Origin of the sequence: Caballeronia sp., assembly GCF_049581465.1 — a bacterium.
Classification (GTDB): Bacteria; Pseudomonadota; Gammaproteobacteria; order Burkholderiales; family Burkholderiaceae; genus Caballeronia.
In genome coordinates this window covers 1-7,328 of the sequence record NZ_JBAUSA010000436.1, presented here as the reverse complement: position 1 = coordinate 7,328, position 7,328 = coordinate 1, and the positions used below count along the sequence as shown (strand labels likewise).

At 59.1% G+C, this 7,328-nt stretch carries 7 protein-coding genes; 4 read left to right on the top strand and 3 right to left on the bottom strand.

Annotated elements, in window-relative coordinates:
* On the bottom strand, positions 1–1,054 hold a 1,054-nt coding region (locus tag WCA53_RS10915; protein WP_423909107.1), incomplete at its 3' end, for a lactonase family protein.
* Between the two features lie 142 nt (positions 1,055–1,196).
* Here WCA53_RS10915 and WCA53_RS10910 point away from each other — a divergent pair.
* Entirely contained in the window at positions 1,197–1,349 is a 153-nt protein-coding gene (locus tag WCA53_RS10910; RefSeq protein WP_423909103.1) for a DUF3096 domain-containing protein, read from the top strand.
* A gap of 183 nt (positions 1,350–1,532) precedes the next feature.
* Here WCA53_RS10910 and WCA53_RS10905 read toward each other — a convergent pair whose 3' ends face one another.
* Positions 1,533–1,778, bottom strand: a complete 246-nt coding sequence (locus WCA53_RS10905; RefSeq protein WP_423909111.1) for a hypothetical protein — start codon at positions 1,776–1,778, stop codon at positions 1,533–1,535.
* A gap of 341 nt (positions 1,779–2,119) precedes the next feature.
* Between WCA53_RS10905 and WCA53_RS10900 the strand changes: the two genes are divergently transcribed.
* The gene (locus WCA53_RS10900) at positions 2,120–3,985 is read left to right on the top strand and encodes a glycoside hydrolase family 15 protein (RefSeq protein WP_423909100.1); all 1,866 of its coding nucleotides are present in this window, start codon (positions 2,120–2,122) and stop codon (positions 3,983–3,985) included.
* Between the two features lie 367 nt (positions 3,986–4,352).
* Positions 4,353–5,624, top strand: a complete 1,272-nt coding sequence (locus WCA53_RS10895; protein ID WP_423909097.1) for a polyhydroxyalkanoate depolymerase — start codon at positions 4,353–4,355, stop codon at positions 5,622–5,624.
* A 117-nt stretch (positions 5,625–5,741) separates the two neighbouring features.
* Here the strand turns inward: WCA53_RS10895 and WCA53_RS10890 are convergent, their stop codons facing one another.
* Entirely contained in the window at positions 5,742–6,374 is a 633-nt protein-coding gene (locus WCA53_RS10890) for a TetR/AcrR family transcriptional regulator (RefSeq protein ID WP_423909094.1), read from the bottom strand.
* Between the two features lie 454 nt (positions 6,375–6,828).
* Between WCA53_RS10890 and rsxB the strand changes: the two genes are divergently transcribed.
* Positions 6,829–7,328, top strand: a 500-nt coding sequence (gene rsxB / locus WCA53_RS10885) for an electron transport complex subunit RsxB (RefSeq protein WP_423909089.1), incomplete at its 3' end; no start/stop codon positions are given.

The following is a 7,328-nucleotide window of genomic DNA, read 5'->3' as shown; positions in this document are numbered from 1 at the left end:
TTTCGTTGACGTCGCCTCGATTGGTTGCGTACAGGAAGCGGCCATCCGACGATAAATGGATCGCACCGCCGCCGATCTTGCCCTTGAAGCCCGGCGCGGTCATCGGCCAAGTCTGCTGTAACGAAAGCTTGCCATCGGCGTAGTTGTACACAAGCACCGACGCGTTCATCTCGGTCGTCACATAGGCGTGTTTGCCGGCCTGGTCGAAGATGAGATGGCGCGGCCCGGACCCAGGCTTGACGATCGCGTAGCGTGAGTCAGTCGGGCCAAAGAGGCCACGGCTGCCATCGGGGGTATATCGGTACGAATAGATCTTGTCCAGGCCCAGATCCTGTACGAAGAGGTAGCGGCCGTCGGGAGAAAACACGGTCGAATGCACGTGCGAGTTGTCCTGGCGTCCTTTGACGGGGCCACTGCCGTCGTGATGCACGGTCAGCACCGATGGGCCGACGCGGTCGCCCTCAAGCGGAAAGACGGCGAAACTGCCGCCCGGGTCCGATGCAACCGAATAGTTCGCGGCGAGAAGATATTTGTCATCCGGCGAAATTTCGAGGTAGGCGGGATCGTTGCCATCGGAGGAAACCTTATTCACGAAGTCGATCCGGCCGCTCGGAGGATCGAAACGGAACGCGCTGACGCCGCCGCGCTGCGTGGCGGGACCGTTGTCGCCAGGCAGTTCGTTCACGGCATAAACGTGTTGCCGATCGCGGCTCACGACCAGATAGGACGGATTGACCGTCTGCGCCGTGGCGAGCGGTGTGATCGAGCCGTTGTCGGCATCGAATCGATACACATAAATACCTCGGCTCTTGCCGCTGCCGGTATAGGTTCCCACTAGCAGGTCGAACGTGGCGCCATTCGCCGATGACGACGTGGCCGACGCGCTGCCGGGAGCTTGCGCGAACGATGGAATGGCAGGGAACGACAGTATCGAGGCGATACCGACGGCGAGTCCCCTCAATAGAAAACCCGAACTACGCGATTGTTTGCCGATCCGGCACAATGATTGCGGTAACTTGTTCCGCGGGGACGAGAGGGAAGAGACAAAATGCATACGACCTCCTGATCGTTCGTTCTGACGAGTTGTTTCAGGTTATAGGTGAAACGCTGAGCATCATCCCGGCGACAGCGGCTTCGCGCCGCCGCAGCCCGCATGTCCCACTCCAATTCCAATCAAACTAACGCAAGGAGTCAAAATGAATATTCACTTAAGCGTGGGTCCTTTGGTCGCGCTGATCGCGGGCATCCTGATCCTGCTCGCACCACGGCTGCTGAACTTTATCGTGGCAATCTACTTGATTGTGATCGGTGTTGTCGGCTTGTTCGGGGTCGGCGCGGTGCATTTCTGACGGAGCGCGGTCCCGCGATACGCGGCATTGCGAGTCGGATGAAGCATTCAGGCGCAGGCGATGATTCCCGGGGACGCGAACCGCCCGGACAAGAAAACCGGCAAGAAACGGGCCGTGAACCATGTGTTCGCGGCCCGTTTTACACGACGCACTATCAAACTGGGCTCAAACCCAGTGCGGCGCTTATCCCTGGGCCAGTTGTTCGAGCCGCAAGCGTCCTTGCAGGGATAAACCTTCAACCTCCACATGGCCGTTGCTATCGGGGTGCTGCTTGAAACAATCGCGTTCGCTCAGGAACGCGGCTGCGGTTTTCATCCCATTGCGGGACAGGCCGGGAAGCTGCCGGTCGAGATCGAGCGTTGCATGATCAGGGAGTCGGCTCACCGCCGACAAAATGGCGATGCAGTCGGCTTTCGATGGATTTAACATGTCTTTCACTTTAAGTGTCCTCGAAAAAGCTTCGCGACCAACGCATGAAACCGCGTGCGCCGGCGAAGCCAAACTTGAAACACAGGCCGTGATCCTTGATTTATTCTTCTCGCGACACTGGATGCGTCCCGATGAAAACGTCTGATGCATCTCGGTATTCTAGGATGTGTTGACACGGTTGGGAGCGGTTCTCCTTGCGGTGATGGGCTGCTCTTCCGTCCCCATCACCGCAAACCGGCGGCAGCACGCCGTTTCGACGCGAACGAGCGAAGCGCCGCATAATCAATCCGCTAGCCGTCCGGCTAATCCATCCAACCGGTACAAACAACCTACTTTCGCCTATGCCCGCACTCATCGAGGACTACGCCCTGGTTGGCGACGGCCACACCGCCGCCCTGATTTCCCGGGAGGGGTCCGTCGACTGGCTTTGCTGGCCGCGCTTCGACTCCGGCGCGTGTTTCGCCGCGCTCCTCGGTACGCCCGACCATGGCCGGTGGCTGATCACACCCGATCTGCCCGCCGACGCCCCGCCGCCTGTCATCACGCGGCGCTATCGCGGCGACACGCTGATTCTCGAAACCGATTTCGAAACGCCCGACGGCCGCGTGTCGCTGATCGACTTCATGCCGGTTCGCAACGGCGCCTCTGATCTCGTGCGGATCGTGGTCGGCCGAAGCGGCACGGTGAAGATGAAGATGGAACTCGTGCTGCGCTTCGACTATGGCGCGTCGATCCCGTGGGTCAGCCAGCTTCCCGATGACAGCGGCGTGCGCATGATCGCCGGCCCCGATCTATGCGTGTTGCGCACGCCGGTCAAGCTGGAAGGTGAAAACATGCGTACGGTCGCCGAATTCACGGTGAAGGCCGGCGAGCGCGTGCCCTTCTCGCTCGTGTATTCGCAATCGCATTTGCGCTTGCCGCCCAAACACGATCCGCATACGCAGTTCGCCCGCACGGAAAACTTCTGGCTGGAATGGTCGGGACGCGCCAATATCGATGGCCACTGGGGTCCGGCCATCCGCCGTTCGCTGATCACGCTGAAGGCGCTCGCTTACGAGCCGACCGGCGGTATTGTCGCGGCTCCGACCACGTCGTTGCCTGAACAACTCGGTGGCACCCGCAACTGGGATTATCGATACTGCTGGTTGCGCGACGCGACCATCACCCTGCTCGCCATGATGCGCAGCGGCTACTACGACGAAGCCCGCGCCTGGCGGGCGTGGCTCGGTCGCGCGATGGCCGGGTCGCCCGATCAGTTGCAGATCATGTACGGCATTGCGGGCGAGCGGCGCCTGCCGGAATGGGAAGTGGACTGGCTCCCGGGCTACGAGAATTCGAAACCCGTGCGCGTGGGCAACGGCGCCGTCAACCAGTTGCAACTCGATGTCTACGGCGAAGTCATGAACGCGTTGCACCTCGCGCGCGTGGGCGGGTTGCAAGGCGATGAAAACGTATGGTCGATCCAGTGCGCCATGCTTGATCACCTCGACACAGTCTGGTGCCAACCCGATGAAGGCATTTGGGAAACGCGCGGCGGCCGCCAGCACTTCACGTTTTCGAAGGTGATGGCGTGGGTGGCGTACGACCGTGCGATCAAATCCGCGGAACAATTCAATCTTGAGGGGCCGCTTGACCACTGGCGCGAGTTGCGCGCCGCCATTCATGCGCAGGTATGCGACCAGGGCTGGAATCCGACATTGAATTCGTTCGTCCAGGCTTATGGGAGCAATGCGCTCGACGCCAGCGTCCTGCTGATCCCTTTGCTCGGTTTCTTGCCGCCGCACGATCCGCGCGTGATCGGAACGGTCAACGCAATCGAACGCGATCTCACGCACGACGGACTGGTGAAACGCTATCACACGGAGGAAGTCGTCGATGGCCTGCCGCCCGGCGAAGGGACGTTTCTCGCCTGCAGCTTCTGGCTCGTCGACAACCTCGCGTTGCAACACCGCTACGACGAAGCGCATGCGATGTTCGGACGGCTAGTCGGCTTGGCGAACGACGTGGGTCTGCTGTCGGAGGAATACGACACGGTGGCAAAACGTCAGGTAGGTAACTTCCCACAGGCGTTCTCGCACGTCGCGCTCGTGCATACAGGCATGAACCTGATGCGACACGAGCAAGAGATGGCGAAAGCGATGGGCCACCCCGGTTCAGACCAAGGCAAATCTGAAATAGAAAATAAAGCTGAAGAAAGTAATTTGTAATACAACGGGATCAATTCTCAGCAGGTGTTTTCAAAAATTGCACTTTTTGACCGATAACTTACGCCAATTGGCGGTAAACCACACCTATGTTGCATTGCACAATGCATGGTTCTTGGCTATGATCGATGAGGATCTGGCTGGTCGGGCGGCGAATGAGTGTGCGTGCAGCGGGGGGTAATTAGTACCTGCTAATACCTGCATCAAGCTCACCGCGTCGCGTGCCGATAACCAGTTACAACGAACAACTCACTTTATGCAGGGAACCGGCGCTCCAACAACCGGACTTGGCATGACGTCGTCGCCGATAGAGGCCAACTGCCGGACACGCGAATGGACACGGTCGCGACCGGTTTTAAACGGGTAGAACATGCTCTATCAATTCCACGAATTTCAGCGCGCCATGCTGAGTCCTCTTACGGCGTGGGCCGAAGCGGCATCGAAGACGTTCACGAACCCTTCTAGCCCGCTCACCTATGTACCGGGCTCCACGCGGCTTGCGGCCGGCTATGAACTGCTTTACCGGTTGGGCAAGGACTACGAAAAGCCTGAATTCGAGATTCACCAGATCGAAAAGAACGGTCATGCTATTCCAATCGTGGAACAGATCGTGATCGAAAAGCCCTTCTGCCGGCTGATCCGCTTCAAGCGTTTTTCCGACGACAGCGCGACCGTCACCGAACTTAAGACCGAGCCTATCGTGCTTGTGTGTGCGCCGCTGTCGGGCCACCACTCCACTCTGTTGCGCGACACGGTCAAGACGCTGCTACAAGACCACAAGGTGTACATCACCGACTGGCTCGATGCGCGCATGGTGCCGCTCGAAGACGGCGAGTTCCACCTTGACGACTACGTGGAATACATCCAGGAATTCATCCGTCACATTGGCGCGAAGGATTTGCACGTGATTTCCGTCTGCCAGCCGACCGTGCCCGTACTGGCGGCGATTTCGCTGATGGCGAGCCGGGGTGAGGACACACCGCGGACCATGACCATGATGGGCGGCCCTATTGACGCACGACGCAGCCCGACATCGGTCAATTCGCTTGCGAACGAGCATTCGTTCTCATGGTTTGAGAACAACGTAATCTACACGGTGCCCTCGAACTATCCGGGCGTCGGACGCAAAGTTTATCCGGGCTTTCTCCAGCACGCCGGCTTCGTCGCGATGAACCCTGAGCGCCACGTCACCGCGCATTGGGATTTCTATCAGAACCTGTTGCGCGGCGACGACGAAGATGCGGACCAACATCGCCGCTTCTACGACGAATACAACGCCGTGCTCGATATGGACGCCGACTATTACCTGGACACCATTCGTATCGTGTTCCAGGAATTCCGTCTGGCTGAAGGAACGTGGGACGTGCACGGTGAGCGCGTGCGACCACAAGACATCCAGAACACGGCGCTGCTAACCATCGAAGGCGAGCTCGACGACATTTCCGGCAGCGGCCAGACGCGCGCGGCGCACGATCTTTGCAGCGGTCTTTCGACGAAGCAAAAGCGTCACTACCTCGCCGAGAAGGCCGGGCACTACGGCATTTTCTCAGGGCGTCGCTGGCGTACGATGGTTTATCCGGAACTGCGCGCGTTCATCCTTGAACACGACAAAGCGCCGAAGAAAGAAGCCGTTCCAGCTTGATTGCACACTTGAACTGACGCTCGAAAATTGGTTCGCATGACAAAATGCGCCGCGTTTTACGCGGCGCATTTTTTTCGTGCTGAAGATCGTAACGCGTTGTTGCGGCAACAAAAAAATTTAGCGCCGCATCAAGTACGCAAGCAGCAATTCCGTATGCATCCTGACGATTTCCGCGCGTTCGGCCTCGCAACTGAAGTCCAGCCCGAAGGCCGCTTCGAGCGTAAATCGATTCGACACAATGTAATACCCCAGCCCGGATAGCGTCACATAAAAACGCAATGGATCCACGCTGTTGCGGAACAAGCCAGCATGCTGGCCTCGTTCGAGGATCTTGGTGAGCGTGGCGACGATCGGCGAGATCAATTCGCGCACGCGCGTGGAGCCCTTTATATATCGCGCCTCGTGCAGGTTTTCGTTATTGATCAAACGCAAGAGTTCGGGATGCTCACGATAGTAATCCCAAATGAAGTGCGCGAGTTGCGTGATGGCTTCGACCGGCGCGACGCCGTCCAGATCGAGCGTTTTCTCGGCTTCCGTGAGCGCGCAGAACGCATGCTCCAGGACAGCCGTGAACAGTTGCTCCTTGCTGCCGAAATAGTAGTAGAGCATTCGCTCGTTCGTTTCGGCGCGGCGAGCAATCTGGTCGACACGCGCCCCGAACAGGCCGCCAGCCGCGAACTCCTCCGCGGCGGCGAGCAGGATGCGACGTCGCGTGCCCTCTGGATCTCTTTTGATTTTTGGCTGGTTCATGGTGGCTTTGTGATCGACAAAACGCGTTCTCCGGATTACGTCATAACGTCCGTGCCCATTGGAAGCATGCCGTGGATCCGTCGCGCCAAAGTGATTGGGATTTACCGTTCTACCGTCAATCGTAAGCGTTTTAATTATGTGCACATCACAGTCCCGTTTGCAATTGGGATTGGTGGGGAAGTGTCGGAAATTCGGCCATAATGCTCGCTAGCGCGCATCGTTAAGGTGCGCGCAAGAACAAGGCGTCAAAATGAGCGCTGGGATCGGCGCTTATTCCCCCTGACGTGTCGTCGCCGGATATCAATCGCGAGGCTCCAAGCGAATTGCTTGTCCGGCATGTCTGGACGTCCCACCGGCTTGCCATGCAGCCGGAGGCGTTCATCGAACAGCGCCGGAGGGTCTCGTCCCGTTTTAGTGCACGCTTGACTGCGCTACAACGGGGCGCGTCCACCGCGTGCCCCAAGCCGTGACTGTGACTGCAATTTCCCCCAAAACCCTCGCGGATCAGATCGAAGACCTGCTGCCCCAGACGCAATGCACGAAATGCGGCTATCCTGCATGCCGGCCCTATGCCGAAGCCATCGCGGCGGGAGACGCGAACTACAACCAGTGCCCTCCAGGCGGCCAGGAAGGCGTGGCGCGGCTTGCGCGCCTGCTCGGCCGGCCAGTGATTCCACTCAATCCGGATAACGGCGTGGAACGGCCAAGGCCGCTTGCGATCATCGACGAAAACTTGTGCATCGGCTGCACGCTGTGCATGCAGGCGTGTCCGGTGGACGCTATCGTCGGTGCGGCAAAGCAGATGCACACGATCATCCCCGAACTCTGCACAGGGTGCGACCTATGCGTGCCGCCCTGCCCTGTGGACTGCATCGCGATGGTGCCTGTCACCGGCGACAAGACGGGCTGGGATGCGTGGAGTCAGGCGCAAGCCGACGCGGCGCGCCTGATGCA

Bases quoted from the DNA above. Each gene is read 5' to 3' on its own strand.
- WCA53_RS10910 (WP_423909103.1), top strand. From the start codon at position 1,197: ATGAATATTCACTTAAGCGTGGGTCCTTTGGTCGCGCTGATCGCGGGC.
- WCA53_RS10895 (WP_423909097.1), top strand. From the start codon at position 4,353: ATGCTCTATCAATTCCACGAATTTCAGCGCGCCATGCTGAGTCCTCTT.
- WCA53_RS10905 (WP_423909111.1), bottom strand. From the start codon at position 1,778: ATGTTAAATCCATCGAAAGCCGACTGCATCGCCATTTTGTCGGCGGTG.
- WCA53_RS10890 (WP_423909094.1), bottom strand. From the start codon at position 6,374: ATGAACCAGCCAAAAATCAAAAGAGATCCAGAGGGCACGCGACGTCGC.
- WCA53_RS10900 (WP_423909100.1), top strand. From the start codon at position 2,120: ATGCCCGCACTCATCGAGGACTACGCCCTGGTTGGCGACGGCCACACC.